Annotated in this window: 26 protein-coding genes, 5 tRNA genes and 2 pseudogenes; 24 read left to right on the top strand and 9 right to left on the bottom strand. The window is 66.6% G+C overall.

Translation table 11 applies throughout. From position 1 onward, the window contains the following. From TEP_RS12385 to TEP_RS12375, 3 genes and pseudogenes are all read left to right on the top strand, one after another. Positions 1 to 195: pseudogene (locus TEP_RS12385) on the top strand (hypothetical protein); the annotation flags it as partial. Positions 196 to 220: 25 nt separating this feature from the next. Then, positions 221 to 634, top strand: a complete 414-nt coding sequence (locus tag TEP_RS12380; RefSeq protein WP_132825465.1) for a type IV pilin protein — start codon at positions 221 to 223, stop codon at positions 632 to 634. Between the two features lie 52 nt (positions 635 to 686). Beyond that, positions 687 to 763, top strand: a tRNA-Asn gene (locus TEP_RS12375). Between the two features lie 64 nt (positions 764 to 827). Here the strand turns inward: TEP_RS12375 and TEP_RS12370 are convergent. After that, a complete protein-coding gene (locus TEP_RS12370) occupies positions 828 to 1400 on the bottom strand; it encodes a GspH/FimT family pseudopilin (protein WP_240790696.1) in 573 nt (190 codons plus the stop codon). A 92-nt stretch (positions 1401 to 1492) separates the two neighbouring features. Between TEP_RS12370 and uvrB the strand changes: the two genes are divergently transcribed. The 3 genes from uvrB (at position 1493) to TEP_RS12355 (ending at position 3871) form a co-directional block, all read left to right on the top strand. Continuing rightward, positions 1493 to 3517: an excinuclease ABC subunit UvrB gene (gene uvrB / locus TEP_RS12365; RefSeq protein ID WP_132825464.1), complete on the top strand. Its 2025-nt coding sequence runs from the start codon at positions 1493 to 1495 to the stop codon at positions 3515 to 3517. A 107-nt stretch (positions 3518 to 3624) separates the two neighbouring features. After that, positions 3625 to 3699: transfer RNA gene (locus tag TEP_RS12360), tRNA-Val, on the top strand. A 97-nt stretch (positions 3700 to 3796) separates the two neighbouring features. After that, a tRNA-Val gene (locus TEP_RS12355) sits at positions 3797 to 3871 on the top strand. A 113-nt stretch (positions 3872 to 3984) separates the two neighbouring features. Here TEP_RS12355 and TEP_RS12350 read toward each other — a convergent pair. The 5 genes from TEP_RS12350 to TEP_RS12330 form a co-directional block, all read right to left on the bottom strand. Then, positions 3985 to 4317, bottom strand: a complete 333-nt coding sequence (locus TEP_RS12350) for a hypothetical protein (RefSeq protein WP_132825463.1) — start codon at positions 4315 to 4317, stop codon at positions 3985 to 3987. Positions 4318 to 4559: 242 nt separating this feature from the next. Beyond that, positions 4560 to 4757, bottom strand: coding sequence for a hypothetical protein (locus TEP_RS12345; protein WP_025875237.1), 198 nt, complete (start codon positions 4755 to 4757; stop codon positions 4560 to 4562). 31 nt (positions 4758 to 4788) lie between these two features. After that, complete coding sequence (locus TEP_RS12340) at positions 4789 to 4980, bottom strand: hypothetical protein (RefSeq protein ID WP_132825462.1); 192 nt, start codon at positions 4978 to 4980, stop codon at positions 4789 to 4791. A 65-nt stretch (positions 4981 to 5045) separates the two neighbouring features. After that, complete coding sequence (locus TEP_RS12335; protein WP_025875233.1) at positions 5046 to 5240, bottom strand: hypothetical protein; 195 nt, start codon at positions 5238 to 5240, stop codon at positions 5046 to 5048. Between the two features lie 11 nt (positions 5241 to 5251). Further along, the gene (locus TEP_RS12330) at positions 5252 to 5821 is read right to left on the bottom strand and encodes a TlpA disulfide reductase family protein (RefSeq protein WP_025875231.1); all 570 of its coding nucleotides are present in this window, start codon (positions 5819 to 5821) and stop codon (positions 5252 to 5254) included. Between the two features lie 107 nt (positions 5822 to 5928). Here TEP_RS12330 and TEP_RS19780 point away from each other — a divergent pair, with 107 nt between their 5' ends. Next, complete coding sequence (locus tag TEP_RS19780) at positions 5929 to 6069, top strand: hypothetical protein (protein WP_165933924.1); 141 nt, start codon at positions 5929 to 5931, stop codon at positions 6067 to 6069. An 8-nt stretch (positions 6070 to 6077) separates the two neighbouring features. Here the strand turns inward: TEP_RS19780 and TEP_RS12325 are convergent, their stop codons facing one another. Both TEP_RS12325 and TEP_RS12320 read right to left on the bottom strand, forming a co-directional pair. Next, on the bottom strand, positions 6078 to 6365 hold the full coding sequence (locus TEP_RS12325) for a hypothetical protein (protein WP_132825461.1): 288 nt from the start codon (positions 6363 to 6365) through the stop codon (positions 6078 to 6080). 39 nt (positions 6366 to 6404) lie between these two features. After that, complete coding sequence (locus tag TEP_RS12320) at positions 6405 to 7172, bottom strand: MipA/OmpV family protein (protein WP_132825460.1); 768 nt, start codon at positions 7170 to 7172, stop codon at positions 6405 to 6407. 145 nt (positions 7173 to 7317) lie between these two features. On the opposite strand from TEP_RS12320, the gene TEP_RS12315 reads away from it, so the two are divergent. From TEP_RS12315 to TEP_RS12235, 17 genes and pseudogenes are all read left to right on the top strand, one after another. Next, positions 7318 to 7989 (top strand): response regulator transcription factor, encoded by a 672-nt coding sequence (locus TEP_RS12315; protein ID WP_132825459.1) that lies wholly within the window; start codon positions 7318 to 7320, stop codon positions 7987 to 7989. A gap of 1 nt (position 7990) precedes the next feature. Then, positions 7991 to 9334: a HAMP domain-containing sensor histidine kinase gene (locus TEP_RS12310; RefSeq protein ID WP_132825458.1), complete on the top strand. Its 1344-nt coding sequence runs from the start codon at positions 7991 to 7993 to the stop codon at positions 9332 to 9334. A 70-nt stretch (positions 9335 to 9404) separates the two neighbouring features. Then, a complete protein-coding gene (locus TEP_RS12305; RefSeq protein ID WP_132825457.1) occupies positions 9405 to 11816 on the top strand; it encodes a DNA internalization-related competence protein ComEC/Rec2 in 2412 nt (803 codons plus the stop codon). Between the two features lie 3 nt (positions 11817 to 11819). After that, complete coding sequence (locus TEP_RS12300) at positions 11820 to 12482, top strand: MotA/TolQ/ExbB proton channel family protein (protein WP_025875219.1); 663 nt, start codon at positions 11820 to 11822, stop codon at positions 12480 to 12482. Between the two features lie 3 nt (positions 12483 to 12485). Continuing rightward, positions 12486 to 12908, top strand: coding sequence for a biopolymer transporter ExbD (locus TEP_RS12295; RefSeq protein WP_025875217.1), 423 nt, complete (start codon positions 12486 to 12488; stop codon positions 12906 to 12908). Beyond that, positions 12905 to 14653 (top strand): lipid A export permease/ATP-binding protein MsbA, encoded by a 1749-nt coding sequence (gene msbA / locus TEP_RS12290; RefSeq protein WP_132825456.1) that lies wholly within the window; start codon positions 12905 to 12907, stop codon positions 14651 to 14653. Before TEP_RS12295 ends, msbA begins: the two co-directional genes overlap by 4 nt. Continuing rightward, entirely contained in the window at positions 14653 to 15672 is a 1020-nt protein-coding gene (lpxK, locus tag TEP_RS12285) for a tetraacyldisaccharide 4'-kinase (protein ID WP_025875213.1), read from the top strand. The genes msbA and lpxK overlap by 1 nt, the downstream gene beginning before the upstream one ends. Before the next feature lie 75 nt (positions 15673 to 15747). Beyond that, positions 15748 to 16521 carry a 3-deoxy-manno-octulosonate cytidylyltransferase gene (gene kdsB, locus TEP_RS12280; RefSeq protein ID WP_132825455.1) on the top strand — a complete coding sequence of 258 codons (774 nt, stop codon included), beginning with the start codon at positions 15748 to 15750 and terminating at the stop codon, positions 16519 to 16521. Next, complete coding sequence (locus TEP_RS12275; RefSeq protein ID WP_132825454.1) at positions 16518 to 17006, top strand: low molecular weight protein-tyrosine-phosphatase; 489 nt, start codon at positions 16518 to 16520, stop codon at positions 17004 to 17006. The genes kdsB and TEP_RS12275 overlap by 4 nt, the downstream gene beginning before the upstream one ends. Next, the gene (locus TEP_RS12270; protein WP_132825453.1) at positions 17003 to 18415 is read left to right on the top strand and encodes a hypothetical protein; all 1413 of its coding nucleotides are present in this window, start codon (positions 17003 to 17005) and stop codon (positions 18413 to 18415) included. The genes TEP_RS12275 and TEP_RS12270 overlap by 4 nt, the downstream gene beginning before the upstream one ends. Beyond that, the gene (gene uvrC, locus TEP_RS12265; RefSeq protein ID WP_088100368.1) at positions 18412 to 20256 is read left to right on the top strand and encodes an excinuclease ABC subunit UvrC; all 1845 of its coding nucleotides are present in this window, start codon (positions 18412 to 18414) and stop codon (positions 20254 to 20256) included. The genes TEP_RS12270 and uvrC overlap by 4 nt, the downstream gene beginning before the upstream one ends. Positions 20257 to 20273: 17 nt before the next feature. Continuing rightward, on the top strand, positions 20274 to 20900 hold the full coding sequence (pgsA, locus tag TEP_RS12260) for a CDP-diacylglycerol--glycerol-3-phosphate 3-phosphatidyltransferase (RefSeq protein WP_025875200.1): 627 nt from the start codon (positions 20274 to 20276) through the stop codon (positions 20898 to 20900). Positions 20901 to 21161: 261 nt separating this feature from the next. Continuing rightward, positions 21162 to 21237 (top strand) — tRNA-Gly (locus TEP_RS12255). A 138-nt stretch (positions 21238 to 21375) separates the two neighbouring features. Beyond that, positions 21376 to 21630: pseudogene (locus tag TEP_RS12250) on the top strand (FAD-dependent oxidoreductase); the annotation flags it as partial. A 354-nt stretch (positions 21631 to 21984) separates the two neighbouring features. Next, positions 21985 to 22113 (top strand): hypothetical protein, encoded by a 129-nt coding sequence (locus tag TEP_RS20025; protein WP_276321415.1) that lies wholly within the window; start codon positions 21985 to 21987, stop codon positions 22111 to 22113. A gap of 134 nt (positions 22114 to 22247) precedes the next feature. Then, the gene (locus tag TEP_RS12240; RefSeq protein ID WP_132825452.1) at positions 22248 to 23483 is read left to right on the top strand and encodes an NAD(P)/FAD-dependent oxidoreductase; all 1236 of its coding nucleotides are present in this window, start codon (positions 22248 to 22250) and stop codon (positions 23481 to 23483) included. Positions 23484 to 23588: 105 nt separating this feature from the next. Then, positions 23589 to 23664 (top strand) — tRNA-Gly (locus TEP_RS12235). Between the two features lie 67 nt (positions 23665 to 23731). Here the strand turns inward: TEP_RS12235 and TEP_RS12230 are convergent. Continuing rightward, positions 23732 to 24079, bottom strand: coding sequence for a hypothetical protein (locus TEP_RS12230; protein WP_165933923.1), 348 nt, complete (start codon positions 24077 to 24079; stop codon positions 23732 to 23734). Positions 24080 to 24175: the final 96 nt, after the last annotated feature.

Raw genomic sequence — 24175 nt, 5'->3', positions numbered from 1 at the left:
GGGCAGGGGCCGCCGGTGACTGATACCAGCATGTTCGTGCCCAAGCTGACGCCTTGCGACCCGACCACTTCCAGTTGTACGGTCGACAAGCTGCTTGAGGCCGAAGCCTGTACGTTCGTGCTGCGCAGTCCCGGCGCTGATCCGCTGTACAAGCCGCGTCCCTGCGGTCGCCAGTCGTGGCGCCAGATCCGCTGATGATGCAGTTCGAGGACATTGAAGAATGAAAACTTGCCGCCGCCGCCGCATGGCCTGCGGATTCACGCTGATCGAGTTGATGATCACGGTCGCCGTTGTTGCGATCCTCGCCGCCGTCGCCATTCCTTCCTACAGCGAGCACGTCCGTAAATCCCGGCGTGCTCAGGCCAAGGCGGACCTGGTGGAACTGGCACAGCAACTGGAGCGTTTCCATACCGTGCAGAACACGTACAGCGGGATGACGCTGCCGTTCACCCAGTCGCCTCGGGATGGCAAGTCGTACTACACGCTGTCGCTGTCCGGTGCGGCCACGTCATCAGCATTCACGCTGCAGGCGGTACCGGGGACTGGTCAGGACAAAGACAAGTGCGGCACCCTCACTCTGGATCAGGCCGGTCGCAAGACGCCCACCGCAGCCAAGGTGGCGGGATGCTGGTAACGGTCGGGGGGTGTTGCAACCGTCGCAATGAGCGTCTAGAATGCGCCTCCCCGCCCGAATAGCTCAGCCGGTTAGAGCACTTGACTGTTAATCAGGGGGTCGTTGGTTCGAGTCCAACTTCGGGCGCCAGATTCGGGAAAGCCGCGAGAAATCGCGGCTTTTTTCGTTTTCTTGGAGCCGGTGTCGGCCGCGTTCAGCAGGGCTTTTCAGAGCGTGGTCGCTCGCTGCGCACGCGTCCGCCTACGCTGATGATTACCCTGCTGTGTTCCTTGCCGTCCACGCAAAGCAGCAGTGACTGATTGGTTCCGGCATTGCGACCATCGGGCAGGAACTGCACATGGAGGCGGTGCTGGCTGGATTGCATCCGCACAGCTGCCGGCAGAGGCTCCCGCACGTGGATGACGGCGGCGTCGGTCGCCGCTGCCCAAGGCGGAGGTTCCATCCGTACCAGCCAGCCCTGATTCCAGGCGTTGCTGCAGTTCACGGCGTCGTCCGTCCCACAGACCGTCACTCTTCGGCGCTGGGTGATGGCTGTACTGCGCGCCAGTGCCAGGCTGGTGGCCAGTTCGGCGCGCAGTGATTCGGCTTGCAGATGGCGGATCGTGCGTTGCCAAGGCCCCCAGGCCAGGGCCAGCAGAACCGACAACACCATCAGCACGATCACCAGTTCCGGCAGGTGAAGGCCGCGCGACAGGCGCGCAGGGTGGGGAAGGAGAGTGGCCGCAGGCATGGCCACAGCGTCGCTGCAGGCCTTGATGGCGACCATCAGCCTGTCCCTCGCCTCGCGGGCAGACTTCCCCTCAGCCGACCGTCACCGGACGCCCCCTATACTTACTTCCCCCGAGACCTGGCAACACCATGAGCGACAGTTTCCAACTTGTCTCGCCGTATTCGCCGGCGGGCGATCAACCCGATGCCATCGCCAAGCTGACCAGCAATTTCGAGGCTGGCGTGGCCAAGCAGACCCTGCTGGGCGTAACCGGCTCGGGCAAGACCTACACCATCGCCAACGTCATCCAGCAGATCCAGAAGCCGACGCTGATCATGGCGCCGAACAAGACCCTGGCAGCGCAGCTGTATGGTGAGTTCAAGGCGTTCTTCCCGCACAACGCGGTGGAGTACTTCGTCAGCTATTACGACTACTACCAGCCGGAAGCCTACGTGCCCTCGTCGGACACCTTCATCGAGAAGGACAGTTCGATCAACGAGCACATCGAACAGATGCGGTTGGCGGCGACCAAGACCCTGCTGTCGCGACCGGATGCGATCGTGGTGGCGACGGTGTCGGCCATCTACGGCCTGGGTGCGCCGGAAGACTACCTGTCGCTGCGCCTGATCCTGTCCAAGGGCGAACGCATCGACCAGCGCGATCTGATCAATCACCTGACCCAGCTGCAGTACACGCGCAACGAGTACGAGCTGCAGCGCGGTACTTTCCGCGTGCGTGGTGAAGTGATCGACGTGTTCCCGGCGGAATCGGACAGTGAGGCCCTGCGCATCGAACTGTTCGACGGCGAGGTGGAAAAGATCACGATGTTCGATCCGCTCACCGGCGAGACCATGCGCAACCTCATGCGCTTCACGGTGTACCCGAAAACCCACTATGCGACCACGCGTGAACGGGTGCTGGCGGCGGTGGAGACCATCAAGGTCGAACTGAAGGAACGGTTGGAGCAGCTGTACGCGCAGAACAAGCTGGTCGAGGCGCAGCGCCTGGCCCAGCGCACCCAGTTCGACCTCGAAATGATGGCCGAAGTCGGTTTCTGCAACGGCATCGAGAACTACTCGCGGCATCTGACCGGCAAGAACGCGGGCGAGCCGCCGCCGACCCTGTTCGACTACCTGCCGGCCGACGCGCTGCTGGTGATCGACGAATCGCACGTGACCATTCCGCAGATCGGTGCCATGTTCAAGGGTGACCGGTCGCGCAAGGAAACCCTGGTCGAGTTCGGCTTCCGCCTGCCGTCGGCGCTGGACAACCGCCCGCTGCGCTTCGAGGAGTGGGAGGCGCGCTGCCCGCGCAGCATCTATGTGTCGGCGACACCGGGTCCGTATGAATTCCGCGAGGCCGGAGAGGACATGGCCGAGCTGGTGGTGCGCCCGACCGGGCTGATCGACCCCGTGGTGGAGATCCGCCCGGTCGGCACCCAGGTCGATGACCTGATGAGCGAGGCCAACGAGCGGATCAAGGCCGGTGACCGGGTGCTGGTCACCACCCTGACCAAGCGCATGGCCGAAAACCTCACCGAGTACCTGACCGAGCACGGCATCCGCGTGCGCTACCTGCACTCGGACATCGATACCGTTGAACGCGTGGAGATCATCCGTGACCTGCGTCTGGGCAAGTTCGATGTGCTGGTCGGTATCAACCTGCTGCGCGAGGGGCTGGACATGCCCGAGGTCTCGCTGGTGGCGATCCTGGATGCGGACAAGGAGGGCTTCCTGCGCTCGACCGGCTCATTGATCCAGACCATCGGCCGTGCGGCCCGCAACGTGCGCGGCAAGGCGATCCTGTATGCGGACAAGATCACCCGTTCGATGCAGGCAGCGATCGATGAGACCGACCGCCGCCGCACCAAGCAGGTCGAGTACAACCTGGAGCACGGCATCACTCCGCGCTCCGTGGCGCGGCCGATCGTCGACGTGCTGGAGGGCGCACGCTCGGACGCCGCCGAGAAGGAGTCCCGCAAGGGCAAGGGCAAAGGCCGTTCCGGGGTGGCAGAGGACGCGGTCGATTACCGTTCGCTCAGTCCGGCGCAGCTGGCTGCTCGCCTCAAGGCCCTGGAGCAGCGGATGTACCAGCATGCCAAGGACCTGGAATTCGAGGATGCCGCCCGGGTGCGCGACCAGATCAGGCAGTTGAAGGAAGCCAGCCTGGGCTGAACGCGGTAAAGCGGCTTTTCTTCACAAAAGTATTGCGCTTGCCGGCCGTCGTCCGTAATATACGCGGCCTGCACCGACGCAATCGCGGCGCTGCAGAAGCAACAAACGGGCGGTTAGCTCAGCGGTAGAGCACTACCTTGACATGGTAGGGGTCACAGGTTCGAACCCTGTACCGCCCACCACGAAGTCCCGCAGGGGGCTGTCGTGAGGATCAAAAGCCCGGCCCTGGCGCCGGGTTTTTACGTAGAAGCACCAGCCTGCGGGCTGCACGGATTATTTGGGCGGTTAGCTCAGCGGTAGAGCACTACCTTGACATGGTAGGGGTCACAGGTTCGAACCCTGTACCGCCCACCACCGGTTCCCGGCACGGCCGGAGCAGCGGTGGAAACGATGAAAACCGGCCCTGGGCCGGTTTTTTTGTGCCTGCGATCCGCGCTCGTTTCAGCGTGGCCGGTTTGCTGCCACCGTCAACCGCGTTGCTCGACACGGGCGCTGCGCTGCAGCTGCCAATGACCATCCACGCGCTGCCACAGTTGCAGCATTCCCCGGGTGTGCGATTGCCCGCGCTGTATACCGTTGGCATCACCGTGCACGCGAGCATGGGCCACCTGCAGTACGCGATCCGCACTCAGGCGCAGGATCTGCACGCCCTGGCTGTCGGTCTGGCCGTACGTGGCAGGCGCGCGGGCGGCACGTTGGGCGTCGGCCTGCAGGATCTGCATCCGCAGCGAATCGCTTCCGGTACCGCCGTCGCGGGTGCACAGACCGGCCATCAACAGCAGCAGGGCAAGCATCGGCATGGCACGGTGCTCCGGAGAAGGGAGCCCAGCGTTGCACTGTGGCCTGCGCTCTGAAACCGGCATGCGACGAAGACCGGAAAAGCGCGTGCCAAGTGCCGTCTGCAAGGATGAATCCGGGCCGCAGAAAAAAGGGCCGCCCAATCGGACGGCCCGGTGCAACGCCCAGTGCAGACGGGGCGCGTCATCCATGCAGGAACCGTGGCCGGGAAGCCGAAGTCAGGTCCTGCGCTGGATGGGGTGGATCAGGGAACCTGGCAGCAGACGCGTCCGCCGCTCCAGCGGCCGTTGCCGCCGTATGGACAGCCCGGCGTGTACTCACAGCCCGGTGCGAATCCGGCCTTGGCCGGGGTGGTCGCGAAGGCCTGCGCGGCGCCGAATGACATGGCGGCTACCACGACGAGGCCGGCAATGGACGAGAACAGCTTCTTCTTTCCGATCATCTGTATCTCCTTTGCAGCGCTTCGAGGCGGGTTACATGGGATCGCAGCAGGCCAGCAGGCCGTGGGAGCCTGCGTTGCCATAGGGGCAGCTCGGATGTTCCTTGCAGCCCGGCGCGAAGCCGGTCTTCACCGGAGTGGCGAAGGCCTGCGCGGCACCGAATGACATGGCGGCCACCACGACGAGGCCGGCAATGGACGAGAGCAGCTTCTTCTTTCCGATCATGTGTATCTCCTTGGAATGGCGATGGAACATGAAGTCACCGCGTGCGGGGCGGTGTCGAAGCGGGATCAGTTGGCGACGCAGCAGATGCGCGTGCCGCCGGCGCGGCCATTGCCGCCGAACATGCATCCGGGGGTATCCACGCAACCCGGTGCAAAGCCGGTCTTCACCGGTGTGGCGAAGGCCTGTGCGGCCCCGAATGACATTGCAGCAACGATGACGATACCGGCGACGGACGAGAACAGCGTTTTCTTCCCGATCATGTGTATCTCCTTCAGTTGGTGTGGCTTCCCGGATTCATTGCGTTGGCGACGGCCTGTACCGTTCCGGTGTCGAGCTGGCCGACATGCTTGTAGGCGATGCTGCCATCCGCGGCCAGGACCATCAGCATCGGTGTCAGCGTGGCGCGGTAGCGCTTGGAGACTTCGCCCTGATCGTCGACGGCGATCGGAAACGCCAGCGCGTGCTTGCCTGCGTAGTCGGCAAGCTGGTCGTACGGTGGCAGGCCCACGCCCACCAGCTCGGCACTGCCTCGCGCAGCCGCGATCTGCTGCAGTTGTGGCACCGAGGCCAGGCAGTAACGGCAGGCGGTAGAGAAGAAGTAGAGGATCTGCGGCACGCCGCGCGCGCCACCGATATCGACATGGGTCTGCTGCGTCGTCCGCAGGGTCAGCAGTTCAGGCCGGGTGCCGGTGGCAAGGCCATGCGCGTCCAGCTGCGTCTGCTGCAGCTGCGCCGCCATCTGTTCGTTGACCTGTCGCAACTGTCGGTTCTGCCAGGAGAGCATGATGACCAGTGCGGCCAGCAGCAGGGCGACTACGGGAAACAGTGCACGCTTGAGCATCGATCATCCTTGAACGCCGCGTTGCATCGACCATACCGGAAACAGCAACAGGAATGTCAAGCTTTTGTATCATCGGTGACGCAGTTCCCAAACCTCAGGACGCCACCATGAGTGACCATGCTCCCGTTTCCCGGCCTAACCCGATCATCGAACTGCTGTTCGGCGGCAACATGCTGGAAGGCACCTTCAAGGCCGGGATCTGGGCCGCACTGCTGTCTGTGGTGCTGGCCTGGACGACCTTCCGCTGACGGGGCGCTCAGGCCGCAGCGAAGGCCTGGCGCAGGCTGCGCAGCGTCGCCTGGCGATACTCAGCCGCACACGGCTCGCCCATTTCCAGCTCCTGCAGGCGCAGGCCGACCAGCGTCATCGACAGTACGTATGCGCGCGCAGCATCGGCAGCGCGTGACAGGCCAAGTGCACGTCGGGTCAACGCATCGACATGATCCATGTCCGGTAGCAGGCCCAGGTAGGCGCGCTCGGCGCTGTCCAGATCCGGCGCGCGCAGGATCGCGTTGGCATCGGCGGTGGGGGTGACAGCGGCCATGCGGGATCCTTGTTGTCCGTGGGGCGGATGCAGGTTCGGTCAGAACGCGCGCATCAGCGAGATGAAAGCGGAGGTCTGGCTGCTGCGCCGTGCCATCGGGCTGTCTTCGACGGCATCACCGAACCATTGGTTGGCGACGACGCCGGTCGCGCGCCATTTCGTACCCAGGCGCGTGCTGACCGCGATCTGCAGGCTCGGCGAGGTGGCACTGCCGGGCGTGTAGGCCGCCAGCCCGGAGCGCAGTGCTTCCTCGTCGCTGATGCCGTAGTAGTAGTCGAGCAGGCGGGCGCTGGAGTGCACCACGCCCACGCGCGGCACCCAGGTGAAGCGGCCGGCCTGGATCGGATAGCTGTAATGCAGGCTGGATTCAACGCCGCCGCCGTGTCCGCTTACTTCGCGCTTCACGCTGGCCGCCACTGCGCCCCAGTCGGCGCTGTAGTCGGCATTGATGCCGACCATCGCCGACATCTGCCGGCTGTGCAGGCGGCGCAGCTGCGGATCGTTCACGTCGTCGGTCTTGAAGCGCAACGTGTAGGGCGTCGCCACCGCCGACAGGCGCAGGCCGTCGGCCTTGTAGAGGTTCATGCCAAGCGAACCGGGGCTGGCAAAGAAGCGCTTGCCCTGCCAAGACAGCGCCGGCAGCACCAGCGGCTTGTCGTCATAGTGCGCGTAGGCGCCAGTGGTCGCGCCGAAGGTGATGCCGGCCTGTACCCCCGGAGCCTGTTCCTGCGCGGTGGCCAGCAGCGGCGTGGAGAGAGCGACGGTGCACAGCAGGGGGCGCAGCAGGGCGGGGGACAGTGAGGTCATCGATGTAGTGCGTTGCAGGGATGGCGAGGCATGCTGCGCGCGCAACATTGTCGGAACATTGCGCAGGCGCAATCTGCTGGCATCGCCGCCGCCTGCACGCCGAAGGCACTATGATCGGCACCGTTTTCCGGTTGCCGAGCCCCCGATGCGCATTCTCCTGGTCGAAGATGACCCCGATCTCTCGCGAGCCCTGCAGTCCGGGCTTGAGCGCCAGGGTGTGGTCGCCGACGTGGTCGGCAGCCTGGCCGAAGCGGCGCTCGCCCTGCGTGAGCCGGTGCATCAGCTGATGCTGCTCGATCGGCAGCTGCCCGATGGTGATGGCGTGGGCTTCGTGGCGACTGCCCGGGCGCTGCGGCCGAACCTGGCGGTGATCATGCTCACTGCCAAGGGTGGGCTGTCGGACAAGGTGGAGGGGCTGGATGTCGGTGCCGATGACTACCTGGTCAAGCCGGTGGCGATCGAAGAGCTGATGGCGCGCATCCGCGCCGTCTCGCGTCGACCATCGGCGATGGTGACCCCCCGGTTGCGGCTGGGCCGGCTGGAGTTCGATTTCGAATCGCTGCAGGCGCAGGTGGATGGCCAGCCGGTTGCACTGCCGCGGCGGCAGGTGCTGGTGCTGCAGGCGCTGGCGATGCGGCAGGGGCGCACGGTCACCCGCAGCGCGCTGGAAGCGGCGGTGTACGGATTCGATGATGAGATCCAGTCCAACGCGCTCGACGCGCATATTTCCAAGCTGCGCAAGGCGCTGCAGCAGGCCGGGGCGGGCGTGGAGATCCACGTGATCCGCGGCGTCGGCTATCTGCTGTCGGAGGCCTGAGATGGCACGACCGATCCGTTCGATCACCCTGGGGCTGGCGTGGCGGCTGTTCCTGGCGCAGGCCTTCACGGTGTTGTTCGCCGTTGTCGCGCTGATCCTGACCTGGGGCGACAAGGACACCTGGGGCATGGACATGTTCATGGCCGAGAGCGCAGCCAATGCGGTGCACAGCGAAGGCGGCCGGCTGGTGCTGGACGAAGCGCGCTGGCAGAAGCTCGATGCGCGTGCCGGTGGCAACCTGTGGTTCGCGGCGGTGGACGATCGCGGTGCATGGCTGCGGCGCGGCACGCTGCCTGCCATCCACGCGCCGCTGCTTGCCCGCCTGCCGACATTGGGTGCCACCGAGCTGGGTTCGCTGGTGCCGCCGTACCTGGATGTGGCGCGGGTGATGATCCGCAATGAAGACGGCCGCCGCATCACGGTGATGGTGGGCGGGGCGCCGAAGGGCGGCCTGCTGGATGGCGCATTGATGGTGCTGCGGCTGATCGGCCTGTGGTTCTTCCTGCCATTGATCGTGGTCACGCTGCTGGTGATGCCGACGGTGATCCATCGCGCGATGCGTGGCGTGCGCCGGTCCGCGCAGCAGGCCAAGGAGCTGGATATCGGCCAGCCCGGTGCGCGCCTGGACGCGCAGCTGGTGTCGACCGAGGTCGCGCCTCTGGTCGAAGCGTTCAACGATGCGATCGACAAGGTGCAGCAGGGCTACGCAGCACGCGATAAATTCCTGGCCGATGCCGCCCATGAGCTGCGCGTACCGATTGCGGTGGTGCAGGCGCGCTTGTCGCAGTTGCCGCAGGGGGAGCTCAAATCGCAGCTGCTGACCGATGTCGCCCGTCTCGGCAACGTCGCCGAGCACCTGCTCGACCTGCAGCGTCTGGACCGCAACGTCGCAGCCTTGCAGCGCCTGGACCTGGCGCATGTCGTGCGCGAAGCGGCCGCCGACCTTGCGCCTCTGGTGGTTGGCGCCGGCTACGGCTTTGAAGTGGATGCGCCGGAGACGCCGGTATGGATCCATGGCGATGGCCTCGCCCTGGGGCGGGTGATCGCCAACCTGGTGCACAACGCCATCGTCCATGGCGGCGGGCGCGGCACCATCTGCGTGCGTCTGGACCGGCAGGGCCTGCTCGAAGTCAGCGACCAGGGCGCCGGCGTGCCGGTCGGTGACCGCGAGGCGATCTTCGAGCCGTTCCACCGCCTGCGTGCTGCTGGCAGTGGCAGCGGCCTCGGCCTGCATCTGGTCAAGGAGATCGTGCAGCACCACGGCGGTACGGTGAGCGTGGGCGAGGCCGTTGGGGGCGGCGCGAGCTTCCGGGTCAACTTCCACCGCGGCAGCGTGCGTCGCTAGCCGGGCGCTGACAACGCCAGACGGCGTTGCCTGATGGCTGGGTGAGGCCGCGCCTCGGCACGCTGTGTCGATGGCTGCCGATTGGACCTTGTCGCCCCTGTTTGGCCCCGCGTGCGCCGCCGCTCTGGTTGCCGGGGCGCTGGCCTGCGTGCTGCTGCCGGCATTGCCGCCGCTGTGGGCTTCTGTTGCGGCGACCGTCGTGGCCGCGTTGGGCTGGGTGTTGCGCTGGCGCGGACGCGCGGCGGCTGTGTTGCTGTTCGGCTTGGCGTGGACTTGCTGCCACGGGTATTGGGCATTGCAGGCGCAGCTGCCGGCCGACTCTGCCGCGCAGGATGTACTTGTCCGGGGGCAGGTCATCGATCTGCCGAAGGAAACGCCTGCACACACCCGCTTCGAGTTCCGGGTGGATGCGTCCGATGCGGTGCCGACGCTGCGTGGAAAGCGGCTGCAGGTGCTCTGGCACGCGCCCCGGGGTGGGCCGACCGACGCCGGGGTTGATCAGAGACATCACCTGCACGCCGGAGCCGACTGGCAGTTGTCGCTGCGCGTGCGACCGCCGCGTTCACGCATCAACCCAGGGGGCTTCGATGGCGAGCGGCATGCGCTGCTGCGTGGGCTGGCAGGGAACGGCAGCGTGCGCGACTCGAATTCCACGCGACAGCTGCGCCCTGCGCATGGTCTACCCGCGTGGCGCGAGCGCACCAGTGCCGCCATTGCCAGGCAGATCGCACACCCGTCGGCGCGGTTCATCCAGGCCCTGGCACTGGGCGATACGCGTGGCCTGTCCGACGTCGACTGGGCGCAGCTGCGTGCGCTGGGCCTGACCCACCTGATCGCCATCTCCGGCTTCCATGTCGGTCTGGTCGCGGGCTTCGCCGCGTTGCTGTGTTCTGCGCTCTGGCGATCCTGGCCGGGGCTTGCCCGGTTCTGGCCACGACCGCAGGCGGCGGCCTGTGCGGCGGCGGTGGCAGCAGCCGGCTATGCCGTTGTTGCAGGCAGCGAGCTGCCGACCGTGCGTACTGCGCTGATGATCGCGGTGCTGGCCCTGGCGCGCGTTGCCCGCCGTCCGGTGACGGTAGCTCAGGGGTTGGCGCTGGCCGCGCTGGCGATGCTGCTGCCGGCACCGCTGTCGGTGCTGTCTGCGGGCTTCTGGCTCAGTTTCGGCGGGGTGCTGTGGTTGCTGTGGTGCCTGCCGCAGCGGCGGCCGAAGGGGTTCGCCGCGATGCTGCGCGGCGCTCTGGCAGGGCAGGGGGTGGCCAGCGTCGCTCTGCTGCCGCTGGCGGTGGCACTGTTCGGTGGCAGCGCACGGCTGGGACCGCTGGTGAACCTGCCGATCATTCCGCTGTGGAGCCTGCTGGTGGTGCCTCTGGCGCTGCTGGGAACCGCTCTGGAGGCCCTGCGCACCGGGGCAGGGCAGTGGCCCTGGCGCACGGCTGCCTGGGTGTTCGAGGCCAGTTGGCAGCTGCTGCAACCCTTGGCCGAGCACCCGCAGGCGATGTGGTGGCTGGCGCAGGGGCCGGCCTGGGCACTGCCGGCGGCCTTGCTGGGGGTGTTCTGGTGGCTGTTGCCACGCGGTGCCGGGGCCGGGCTTGCCGGTTCTCTGCTGTGCCTGCCGTTGCTGTGGCCGGCACGGTCGGGGCCGCAGCAGGGAGAGCTGGAACTGGTGGTGCACGATGTCGGCCAGGGCGCGGCGGTGCTGCTGCGGACCGCCCAGCACGCACTCTGGTATGACGTCGGCCCGCCAGCCGGCAGCGGGGGCGAGGAGCGGACGCTGCTGCCGACGTTGCGGGCGTTGGGACTGGAGCCGCCGGCACAGCTGATGATCAGTCACGACCACCTGGACCACAGCGGCAACCTCGTCGCGTTGCGCCGGCAACTGCCGGGACTGGACGTCTTGGCTCCACCGGGCAGTGCGATTGCCACGGCCGGCAGCTGCCAACAGGGCCTGCGCTGGCAATGGGACGGGGTCGATTTCCAGGTGCTGCATCCGCCCGCCGCGTTCCCTGCCGTTGGCGGGAAGGGCGCCGACAACGAAGCCAGTTGCGTGCTGCGGGTTGCTGGTGCTCACGGCGTGGTGCTGCTGCCCGGTGACATCGGCCGGCAGGGCGAGCAGGCGCTGCTGGCGGGCGCTGCCGATATGCTGCGTGCGGACGTGGTGCTGGTGCCCCATCACGGCAGCGGAGGCAGTTCCACGCCGGACTGGGTGAAGGCGGTAGCGCCGCGGCTGGCGCTGGTCTCGGCCGGGCACCGGAACCGCTTTGGCCACCCGAAACGTGACGTGGTGCGGCGCTGGCAGGCGGCGGGCGCCGAAGTGCTGTCCACCGCCGAGTCCGGCGCGATCCGCGTATGGCTTGGCGCACAAGGCCTGCAGCTGCGTGAACAGCGTATCCACGCCGCCCGGTGGTGGGATGCCGCTGGGCGAGCGCGGTCGGCTGCTATCCTATCGCCGATCGAACAAGCGGCCGCTGGGCCGGAGGGTTGAAACGTGTGGGAACTGGTCAAGGCCGGTGGCTGGCCGATGGTGCCGCTGCTGCTGTTGGGCGTACTGGCTTTGGCGATCGTCCTGGAGCGTTTCTGGTCCTTGCGGCGTAACGAGGTGCTGCCGCCTGGCCTGGGCCAGGAGGTGCGCAACTGGGCCGCGCGCGGCAAGCTGGACCCGGCGCACCTGCAGACCCTGCGTGCCAATTCACCGTTGGGTGCCCTGCTGGCCGCCGCGCTGGAAGCGCGCAACCGCCCGCGCGACCAGATCCGCGAGCGCATCGAGGACACCGGTCGCCATCTGGTGCACCGCATGGAGCGTTTCCTCAACGCGCTGGGCACGATCGCCTCGGCCGGCCCGTTGCTGGGCCTGCTGGGCACCGTGGTTGGCATGATCCAGATGTTCCTGGGCATCCTCGACCACGGCGTGGGTGATGTGAACCAGCTTGCCGGCGGTATCGGCAAGGCACTGGTGTGCACTGCCACGGGCATGATCGTGGCGATCCCGGCGCTGATGTTCCACCGCTTCTTCAAGGGCCGCATCCACGGCTACGTGGTGGAGATGGAGCAGGAAGCCAGCGCGCTGCTGGATACGCTGGACGGTCGTCCCGGGGTGATGACCCCGGCCCCCGCTGCGCGCGCGTCTTCCGCCGCTACGGCAAAGGCCTGATCGATGCGTATCGGCAACGACCGGTCCCAGGATGAGCCGCATATCGATCTGGTGCCGCTGATCGACGTCATCCTGGTGCTGATCATCTTCTTCGTGGTCACTACCACCTTCGATGCGCGATCGACCCTGCAGGTGCAGCTGCCGACCGCCAGCCAGCAGCAGACCAACGAGCCGCCGCGCTCGCTGAGCGTGCTGATCAACGCTGACGGCCGCTACTTCGTCAACGATCAGGAAGTACTGCGCAGCGACGTCGAGTCGGTCAAGCAGACCATTGCGGCCGTCGCCGGCAGCGACCGCGAACAGACCGTGCTGCTGCGTGCCGACGCGCGCACTCCCTACCAGGCCGTGGTCACCGCGCAGGACGCGCTGGGCCAGCTCGGCTTCCGTCGTATCGCCATTGCAACAGCGCCAGAGGTGCGTCCATGAGTTCCCATCACGCGCCGGTGTGGCCGATCTACAAACGTCTGCTGGGGTATACCCGCACCTACTGGGTATTCATGGTGGCAGCGGTGATCGCCATGGTGGTCGAGGCCTTGGCCGGCTACCACTTCACCAAGCTGATGGAACCGCTGGTCAATGACGGCTTCGTCGACCCGCAGCCGCGCGCGGCCGTGGTGTTGCCGCTGACCATCCTCGGTCTGTTCCTGATGCGCAGCGTGGCCACCTGGGTCAGTGACTACACCCTGGCCAAGACCGGTCGCAGCGTGGTCCGTGACCTGCGTGAGCAGGTACTGCAGAAGTACCTGCACCTGCCGTCCTCGCATTTCGATGCCGAAGCGACGCCGGTGATGGTCAGCCGCCTGAACTTCGACACCGAGCAGGTCACCCAGGCCAGCGCCGATGCGCTGAAGACCGTGGTGGCCGACACCCTGACCATCATCGCCATGCTGGCGGTGATGCTGCAGATGAGCGTCAAGGTGACCCTGGCCATGCTGGTGGTGGTGCCGCTGATCGGCGTGATCGTGTCCTACGTGGGCAAGCGCTACCGGCGCATCAGCCGCGGCATCCAGGACGGCATGGGCACCATGGCGCAGACCGCCGAGCAGTCGCTGGCCGCGCAGCAGGAAGTGAAGGTGCACGGCACCCAGCAGCACGAGATCTCGCGTTACTCGCGGCTGGCCAACCGCATGCTCGCGCTGAACATGAAGGTGGAGGTCACCCGTGCCGCCGCCTCCAGCGTCGTCCAGTTCCTGGCGGCGCTGGCATTGGCGGTGATCGTCTGGGTCGCCACCCGCGAAGCACTTGCGGGCAAGCTCAATGCCGGCCAGTTCATGGGCCTGATGACCTCGATGATGGCCATCATTCCGTCGCTGCGGCGGCTGACCAGCGTGCAGACTTCGATCTCGCGCGGCGTGGCCGCTGCCGAGCGCCTGTTCGGCATCATCGACATGCCGGTCGAGCGCGACGAGGGCAAGCACGCGGTGCAGCGCGTACGCGGCGAACTGGCCTTCGAGCACGTCATGCTGCGCTACCGCGAAGACAGCGGCATTGCCCTGGACGACATCAATTTCGTTGCCCGTCCGGGCACGGTCACCGCCATCGTCGGTCGTTCCGGCAGCGGCAAGACCAGCCTGATCCGGCTGGTGCCGCGCTTCTACGAACCCAACGGTGGCCGCATCCTGCTCGATGGCGTGGCCCTGGATGAGTACCCGCTGGCCGATCTGCGCCGGCAGGTGGCCATGGTCGGGCAGAAGGTCATGCTGTTCGACGACACCATCGCGGCCAACATCGCCTACGGCATGGATGCCACCGACGAGCAGATCCGTGCAGCTGCCGAGGCGGCCAATGCCTGGGAGTTCATCGCGCGCATGCCGCAGCAGCTGCAGACGCCGGTGGGCGAGAACGGTGCGCTGCTGTCCGGCGGCCAGCGCCAGCGCCTGGCGATCGCCCGCGCCATCCTGCGCGACGCACCGATCCTGATCCTGGACGAGGCCACCGCGGCGCTGGACAACGAATCCGAGCGCCTGGTGCAGGACGCGCTGCAGCGCTTGATGCCTGAGCGCACCACGCTGGTGATCGCGCATCGCCTGTCGACCATCGAGCATGCCGACCAGGTGCTGGTGATGGATCATGGCCGCATCGTTGAACGTGGCACCCACCAGGAGCTGCTGTCGATGGGCGGCCTGTACCAGCACCTGCACAACATGCAGTTCCGCGAAAGGCAGGACTGATGGCGGGCAAAGGTACCCAGACCCCGCCGTACTGGTACGACGGCAGCCCGGCTCCGTGGCCGATGCGACTGCTGGCGCCGCTGTATGCCGGCGTCACCGCGCTGCGCCGGCGTCTGTACCGGCGTGGCTGGCGCAAGCGCCATGCGCTGGCGGTGCCGGTCATCGTGGTCGGCAACATCACCGCCGGCGGCACCGGCAAGACGCCGCTGACCATCGCCTTGGTCGAGCGCCTGCGGGCCGCGGGCTGGAAGCCCGGTGTTGCCAGCCGCGGCTACGGCCGTGAGCAAGCGGACAAGGCACGTTGGGTGGAAGCCGATACGCCGACCGCCTTGGGAGGCGACGAGCCGGTGCTGATCGCCTGGAAGACCGGCGTGCCGGTACGCGTGGACAGTGACCGCGTGGCAGCGGGCAAGGCGCTGATCGCCGCCGGCTGCGACGTGATCGTCTGCGATGACGGCCTGCAGCACTACCGGCTGGCGCGCGACATCGAGATCGAGGTGGTTGATGCCCAGCGCCGCTATGGCAATGGCCGGATGATTCCCGCCGGCCCGCTGCGCGAGCCGGTCAGCCGCGCAGCGGAATGCGATTTCCGGGTGGTCAACCTGGGCCAGGCCGATGGAGCGGCGGCTGCCCAGGCCTGTGGCTTCGGCCAATGGCCGATGGCCCTGCACATCGACAGTGCACAGCCGCTGGCCGGCGGGCGCGCACGTCCTCTTTCGTACTTCGCGGGCCAGCGCGTGCATGCCGTGGCCGGCATCGCCCATCCGCAACGCTTCTTCGACATGCTGCGCGCGCGTGCGATCGGCGTGGTGCCGCACGCCTTCGCCGACCATCACGCTTATCAGCCGCAGGATCTGTCCTTTGGCAGCCAGTTGCCGGTGCTGATGACCGAAAAGGATGCCGTGAAGTGCCGCGCGTTCGCCAATGACTGGCAGTACGCGGTGCCGCTGCGTGCCGAGATGCCTGCTGCTTTCTGGATCGCGTTGACCGATCGCCTGGACAAGCTGCGACCGAACTGAGGGGCCGTGCGGCGCTTGCAAATGGACGCCGCCGGCCGCATTCCTGCTGTATCGCGCCTGCCGAGTACCGCCCGCATGACCGACTTCGTTGTTGCCATCCCGGCCCGCTATGCCGCTTCGCGGCTGCCGGGCAAGCCGCTGCGCCTGCTGGGCGGAGAACCCATGGTGCTGCATGTGGCGCGCCGCGCGCTGCAGGCCGGCGCAGGTGAGGTATGGGTCGCGACCGACGACCAGCGCATTGCCGACGCATTGTCCGGCCTGGCGGAAGTGAAAGTGGCGATGACCGCTGCCTCGCATGCCTCGGGTACCGATCGCCTGGCCGAGTGCGCGCGCATCGCGGGCTGGTCCGATGACACCGTGGTGGTCAACCTGCAGGGCGATGAACCGTTCGCGCCGGCTGCCGGCATCCGCGCCGTGGCCGAGGCGCTGGTGGCGGGCAGCGCACCGATGTCGACCCTGGCCACGCCGGTCGAGGATGCCCACACGCTGTTCGATCCCAACGTGGTCAAGCTGGTGCGCAACGTGCGCAACGAGGCCCTGTACTTCAGCCGTGCGCCCATTGCCTGGCATCGCGATGGCTTCGCCCGCAGTCGCGACACCCTGCCCGAAGGCCATCAGTGGCTGCGCCACATCGGCATCTATGGCTACCGTGCCGGATTCCTGCAGCAGTTCGCCTCGATGCCCCCGGGCACGCTGGAACAGGTGGAATCGCTGGAGCAGTTGCGCGTGCTGGAAGCGGGCCACCCGATTGCCGTGGCGATCTCGCCCGAAGCCTTTCCGCCGGGCATCGACACCCCTGAAGACCTGCAGCGCGCCGAAACGCTGCTGCAGGCGATGGCCGCGCGATGAGGCTGCTGGTCGTCTGCCTCGGCAACATCTGCCGCTCGCCGATGGCCGAAGGCGCGCTGCGTGCCCGCCTGGATGCCTCGGCGCTGGCTGGGCGGGTACAGGTCGATTCGGCCGGTACCGGCGACTGGCACGTGGGCCAGCCACCCGACCGGCGTGCCATTGCATGCGCGGCCGGACACGGGGTGGACCTTGGCAGCCTGCGCGCGCGGCAGCTGCAGCCGCAGGACTTCGACGCTTTCGACTGGATCCTGTGCGCCGACGAGGCCAACCTGCGTGATGCCGCACGCCTCGCCACTGCCACCCAGCGCGAGCGCCTGGCGCTGTACCTGCCGTGGTCGGGCGGGCAGGGCGAACGTGCGATTCCCGATCCCTATACCGGTGGCAGCGATCATTTCGAACAGGTCTGGTCGCTGGTCGACGCTGCTGCCGAACGCACCGTGGCACGCCTGTTGCATCACGCCGACTCCGGCATAATCGGGCCATGAACATCCAGCCCGTCCCGGACCTGCCCGAGTTCGCAGCCTGGCTCAATGCCGCGCCCTGCACCCTGACCGAACTGCGCGGCCGGCCGGTCGCGCTGTTGTTCGTCAACGCGGCTTCCGCATGGAGCGCGCAGCGACTGGCCGAGTTCAGCCAGTGGCTGTCACGCCACCCCGGCAAGCTGCAACCTCTGGTGCTGCAGGTGCCGCGCTTCGACTTCGAGCGTGATGCCACGGCTGCGCTGAAACTGCTGCGCCGGCAGGGGCTGACCATGCCGGTGCTGCTTGATGCCGATTGGGATGGCTGGCGCCGCTTCGGCGTCACCGCCTGGCCGACCATGGTGTTGCTGGACGCGCAGGGTCGCGAACAGCAGCGCTTGATCGGCCAAGGCGTGCCCGGCGAGCTGGAGCGGGCCCTGAATGCCCTCTGCGAGGGTGCGCCGTCGGCCCCTTCGCGTGGCGGCAGCGAGCTGCACCCCGAACCGCGCCAGGCGCTGCGATTCCCGATGGGTCTGGCGGTGAACCAGGAACGGTTGTACATCGCCGACAGCGGCCACCACCGCATCCTGGAATGCAGTCATGGCGGCCGCGTGCTGCGTCAGTTCGGTCTGGGCACTGCCGACTTCATGGACGGCAACCTCGCCGAAGCCGCTTTCCACCGGCCGCAGGCGCTGGCACTGGAGCGCGATTCGCTGTACGTGGCCGACACCGGCAACCATGCCGTGCGCCGTATCAATCTGCTCACCGGCCTGGTCGACACCCTGTGTGGCAACGGCCGTCCGGGCGCTCCAGAGGAAGGGTCGGTGGCGCAGCCACGGCAGGTGTCGCTGGATCATCCGGTGGGCCTGGCCATCGCCGAAAACCAGCTGCACATCGCCATGGCCGGCGACAACCGCATCTGGAGCTACCACCTCGGCCAGCGCAGCCTGCAGTGGCGCGCCGGCAGCGGCGCCATCGACGAGCGCGACGGCAGTGGCCATCTGGCCGCGTTCGCCCAGCCCACCGCCGTGGCCGTGGTCCAGCAGGTGCTGTACGTGGCCGATGCGCTGGGCTCCTCGATCCGTTCATTGCAGTTGCGCGGTGACCTGGTGCAGACCCTGGTCGGGCAGGGCACCTGGCGTTTTGGCGAGGACGATGGCCCGCGTGCGCAGGCCAGCCTGCAGTTCCCGCAGGCGATCGCACTGAGCCCGGATGCCCCGTTGTTGTGGATCGCCGATACCGGCAATGGCCGCCTGCGCACGTTGCGCCTGGGTGGCGGCGAACTGACCACCCAGCCCTTGCCGCGGCGCCTGCATGGCCCGGCCGGCCTGGCCGTCGGTGCCGGCGCGGTGTGGATCGCCGAAACCGATTCCCACACCGTACTGCGCCTTGACCCTGACAGCGGCGTGCTCAGCGAAGTGCCGATCAGCGAATGACCGTTGTTCCTGTCCCGACCTTCGATGGCAAGGCATTCGCGGCCCAGCTGAGTACCGCCCCGGGCGTGTACCGCATGTACGCGGCCGACGACACGCTGTTGTACGTCGGCAAGGCCCGCGCGCTGCGCAACCGCGTTGGCAGCTATTTCAACGGCAGTCCGAAGAACGCGCGCATCATGTCGATGCTCTCGCAGATCGTGCGCATGGACGTTACCGTGACGCGCTCGGAAGCCGAAGCGCTGCTGCTGGAAAACCAGCTGATCAAATCGCTGTCGCCGCGCTACAACGTGTCCCTGCGCGACGACAAGACCTATCCGCATGTGCTGCTGACCCGCGAAGACTGGCCGCGGATCGCCCTGCATCGTGGCCCGCGTGCCATTCCCGGGCGCTATTTCGGGCCGTATCCCGGCGTAACCGCAGTGCGCGAGACGCTGAACCTGATGCACAAGCTGTTCAAGCTGCGCAGCTGCGAAGACAGCGTGTTCCGTAACCGCTCGCGGCCCTGCCTGCAGTATCAGATCGGGCGCTGCAGCGCGCCGTGCGTGGAACTGGTGCCGGCAGCGGACTACGCCGAGTCGGTGCGCCGCGCGGCGATGTTCCTGGAAGGCAAGAGCGATGAGCTGACCCGGGAGCTCGGCGAGCAGATGCAGGTGGCCAGCGAAGCGCTGGAATTCGAGCAGGCCGCGCGACTGCGCGATCTGATTACTTCATTGCGCAGCATGCAGACCCGCCAGTACGTGGACGGCCGCGCGGCCGACCTGGACGTGCTGGCGGTGGCCATGCAGGGTTCGCAGGCCTGCGTGATGCTGCTGGCGTTCCGTGATGGCCGCAACCTGGGCACCCGCCCGTTCTTTCCCCGCACCAATGGCGAGGAAAGCCCGGATGAAGTGCTGGCGGCCTTTGTCTCGCAGTACTACATCGAATTCGATCCACCGCGCGAGATCCTGCTTGACCGCGAAATTCCCGATGCCGATCTGATCGGTTCTGCGCTGTCGGCCTCGGCGGAGCGCAAGGTGCAGTTGAAATGGAACGTCCGCGGCGAGCGCGCCGGCTACCTGGAACTGGCCAGCCGCAACGCACAGTTGACCCTGGCCACCGAGATCAACAGCCGCACCGCGCAGCACGCGCGCAGCGAAGCGCTGCGGGTGATGCTGGGGCTGGCCGAACCGGTGAAGCGGGTGGAGTGCTTCGACATCAGCCACACCATGGGCGAAGCCACCGTGGCCTCCTGTGTGGTGTTCGATGCTGCCGGCCCGGTGCGTGCGCAGTACCGCCGCTTCAACATCAGTGGCATTGAGCCGGGCGATGACTACGCCGCGATGCGCCAGGCGATCGATCGCCGCTTCCGCCGTGCAGTGGAAGAGCAGGGCGTGCTGCCGGATGTGCTGCTGATCGACGGTGGCGCCGGCCAGCTGGCTCAGGCCCAGGCGGCGCTGGCTGATCTGGGCGTGGAAGACGTGCTGCTGGTGGGCGTGGCCAAAGGCGTGGAACGTCGTGCCGGCCACGAAGCGCTGGTGATGCCCGATGGCCGCGAACTGCGCCCGGGTGCGGCCGATCCCGCTCTGCAGTTCATCCAGCAGGTGCGCGATGAAGCACACCGCTTCGCCATCACTGGCCATCGCGGGCGCCGGCAGAAGGCCCGGATGACCAGCAAACTGGAAGACATCCCCGGCATCGGGCCGCGACGGCGCGCCAGCCTGCTGAAGCATTTTGGCGGTCTGGTCGGCCTGAAAGCAGCCGGAGAAGCGGAAATTGCCAAGGTAGAAGGCATCAATGACGCCCTCGCAGCGCGCATCTACGCTAACCTGCACGGGTTGGCCGCGCCGGATCCGGCCGAGTAGAGAGAGAATAAAGCCGCATGACGTTGACCCTGCCCACCTGGCTGACCCTGTTGCGGATCGTGATGATCCCGGTGCTGGTGCTGGTGTTCTACCTGCCCTACACCTGGACCAACTTCGCATCGGCGGCGATCTTCGGCCTGGCCGCGATCACCGACTGGCTCGATGGCTGGATCGCTCGTCGCTACGGCCTGGAGTCGGCGTTCGGCGCCTTCCTCGACCCGGTCGCGGACAAGCTGATGGTGGCGGTGGCGCTGTTCCTGATCGTGCAGGGTCATCCGACGCCGTGGATGGCGTTCTGGGCGGCGGTGATCGTCGGCCGCGAGATCGCGGTGTCGGCGCTGCGCGAGTGGATGGCCGAGCTGGGCCAGCGTGCCAAGGTGCGGGTGGCGATGATCGGCAAGGTCAAGACCACCGCGCAGATGGTCGCGCTGCTGTGCCTGCTGTATTCGGTGGCGCCGAACGTTCCGGTCGACGACATCTGGATGGGCCCGCCGGTATTCCATATCGGTGACTGGACCCTGGCCATTGCCGCGGTGCTGACCCTGTGGTCGGGCCTGCAGTACCTGCACGCCGCCTGGCCCAGCCTGCGTGACGACGAGCGCGCCGCGCGCGAGCGTTCGCGGCAGAAGAAGCTGGGCAACTGAGTACCGGGGTCGGATCCCTTTCCGGGGGAAAGGGCTCTGACCCCATCGCTGCCATCATCCACGCATGGCGTGGATCTACTGGGCATGCATGCACTGTTTGGGGCTTCGCGGGATCCCTCATCCACGCATGGCGCGGATCGCCTGGAATGTGGCCTGCGGTAGATCCACGCCATGCGTGGATGACGCATTCCATGACCTCTCGAACTGCCTGAAAAAAGGCCTTGACGCGTTGCGCAGAACAGGTAGAATTTCGCCTCCCAAGCGGGAATAGCTCAGTTGGTAGAGCGCAACCTTGCCAAGGTTGAGGTCGCGAGTTCGAGTCTCGTTTCCCGCTCCAGATTCAAGAAAAACGCTCCCGAAAGGGGGCGTTTTTCGTTTGGCCGGAGCGGCTTCATCCCCACTTCACCGCCACTCCATCGCCTCACCATGCGCCGATCCCACGCTGTACTCCCGGATCCAGCAAGGTGATGCCGAGATGCCTCACACTCCCCCTGCCAACGACCACGACGTGGTCATCGTCGGCGCCAGCTTTGGTGGTGCCGCCTGCGCACTTGCCGCCGCCCAGTACGGCCTGCGCGTCTGCGTGCTCGAGCGCAAGGCCGACCCCGGCGAACGCCTGCATACCACCGGCATCGTGGTGAAGGAGGCGATGGAACAGACCTGGCTGGGGCGCATGCCCGATCATCTCGTGCAACGCGTCGCACGCGTGCGCCTGTATGCGCCGAACCTGTTAGGGGGGGGGCTTTGCGCCTTGTAGATTGTATTTTTATATTTTATGAATTGTGAATAAAATCGTNTGGTGGGTTGTTGTGGTGGTATTTTTATGTATCAAGGAATATCGGGTGGTGATATTGCCCATTGCGGAGCAGTGATGTGGGCGTGGTCCACGGTGATGGTTAAATGCGAAGAGATAGCTTTTTGGCGAAGAGGTCAGTTGCCCGAGGCCAGGGCATGGCGATAGCGCAGCACCGCGGCAGCCCAGCTTCAATGCGGTCGGTGTGCACTGTATGCGCAGCCCAAGTACGTGACCTGCCTGGACCTGGGGCCGTGGGGTGCTGTCTACTCCTAGGGCTGGGATCGCCAGGTGGCGCTGTTCGGTGCTGAAGCCAAGGCGCTCAGGATCCGCATCAACACCGAATGGATCTATCCGCTGAGTGGTGAGCGTGCGGAGATCCTGGCGTCGGCAAACCCGCTCAGGATCGTTGTGGCCTGACAGCGCAAAGTAGCTCTGCGAGCAACGTTCCTGAAAGGGGGGCGTTGCGCTTCATCCTCACTTCACCGCCACTCCTTCGCCTCACCACTCGGCAGTTCGAAGCTGCATCTCCGTTCCTTCAGGACGATGCAGCCATGCCCACAACTCCTTCCGCCTACGACCACGACGTGGTCATCGTCGGCGCCAGCTTTGGCGGTGCCGCCTGCGCACTTGCCGCCGCTCAGTACGGCCTGCGCATCTGCGTGCTCGAGCGCAAGGCCGACCCCGGCGAACGCCTGCATACCACCGGCATCGTGGTGAAGGAGGCGATGGAACAGACCTGGCTGGGGCGCATGCCCGATCATCTCGTGCAACGCGTCGCACGCGTGCGCCTGTATGCGCCGAACGCCGACCCCGGCGAACGCCTGCATACCACCGGCATCGTGGTGAAGGAGGCGATGGAACAGACCTGGCTGGGGCGCATGCCCGATCATCTCGTGCAACGCGTCGCACGCGTGCGCCTGTATGCGCCGAACCTGCACAACGTGCTGCTGACCGCACCGGGTTACTACTTCCTCACCACCGATACGCCGAACCTGATGCGTTGGCTGGCCAGCGAGCTGCGTGCCAGTGGCGTGGACCTGCGGCTGCAGCAGTCGTTCACCGACGCCTGCCGCGACGACGACGCGTGGCAGGTTGAAGGGGTGGGGCGCACGGCCTATCTGGTCGGCGCTGATGGCGCACGATCACGTGTTGCCCAGCGTACCGGCCTGGGCCAGGTGCGCGACAATCTGTATGGCGTCGAGCGCGAGTTTGCCGGCGTGCAGCTGCCGGAAGGCGATGCCTTGCACTGCTTTGTCAGCCGCCGGTTCGCACCCGGCTACATCGGCTGGGCCGCGCAGAACCCCACCGGCGTGCAGGTGGGATTGGCGCTGCGGCATGATCCCGCACATGCACGCGCGCCGGATATCGAGGGATTCCTTGAACACGTGCGCGACGTTGTGGGACTTCCGCACTCGGCCCAGGTTGCCGGCACCCGCGCGGGCCTGGTGCCCTGCGGATTGCCGGATGGACCGATCACCGCGCCGGGCGTGATCCTGACCGGTGATGCGGCAGGTGTCGTCTCGCCGCTGTCGGCCGGCGGCATCCACTCGTCATGGCGGCATGGCTGGGCGGTCGGTGATGCGATCGGGTTGCACCGGCGCGGCAAGGGGCCGGCCGCAGAGCAGGTGGCGCGTCAGGCCGCCCCCACCTTTCACCGCAAGCGCATGCTGCGCTGGGCAATGGACCACCTGCAGCGGGACTGGCCGGTCAATGCGCTGCTGCGTACCGGCCCGATGCGCCGGCTGGCCGAGCAGATCTACTTCCATCGGCGGGGCGTGCGGATGTGATCCTGAAGCTGAACGCTGCTTCATGAGGGGGCAGCAGAATCCTGTTGACGCCGTGCAGCAATCCCGACACAATAGCGCTCCTTCGACGCAGGTCGAACGGAATCTGCGGGAATAGCTCAGTTGGTAGAGCGCAACCTTGCCAAGGTTGAGGTCGCGAGTTCGAGTCTCGTTTCCCGCTCCAGATTCAGAAAAACGCTCCCGCAAGGGGGCGTTTTTCGTTTGCGCACCGGCAAGGGATTGCGATCGCGCTAGCGCGGGCTGCCTCGGCCCGCACCGCACCAGGTTCGCACGTCCGCACGATCGAAGCCGGCGCAGGCGTTCTTCCGCGGGATGTACAGGTACGGGGCGTCGGCCCGGTAGGTGAAGTGGTAGTAGTAGTTCCGGTCCTGGCCGTACAACCAGTAGTTCGACGAGCCCTCGTTGATCACGTAGGGCTCGAAGGAAAAGATCGACGACTGCGCGGGAATGAAGTTGCTGCGGTCCATCAGCAGCATGGCCGCGTTCGACGCCAACGGAGTGGCCAGGCAGATCGCCGTCGTGCCCACGATGAGTACGGTCGCGAAGATGCCGAGCGTGCGGCGAAGGGCGGATTTCAAGCGTATTGCCTGCCGGTGGAAGCGTTCAGGACAATGTGCCGCAGCGCCCGCGGACAGTCCAGCGTTCAGCTTGGCGGCGCCGATGAAAGGCTGTGG

It is taken from the genome of Stenotrophomonas sp. TEPEL, from assembly GCF_004348785.1.
In the GTDB taxonomy this organism is placed as follows: Bacteria; Pseudomonadota; Gammaproteobacteria; order Xanthomonadales; family Xanthomonadaceae; genus Stenotrophomonas; species Stenotrophomonas indicatrix.
The sequence above is the reverse complement of the archived record's forward strand: the minus strand, read 5'-3'. Positions and strand labels throughout refer to the sequence as shown.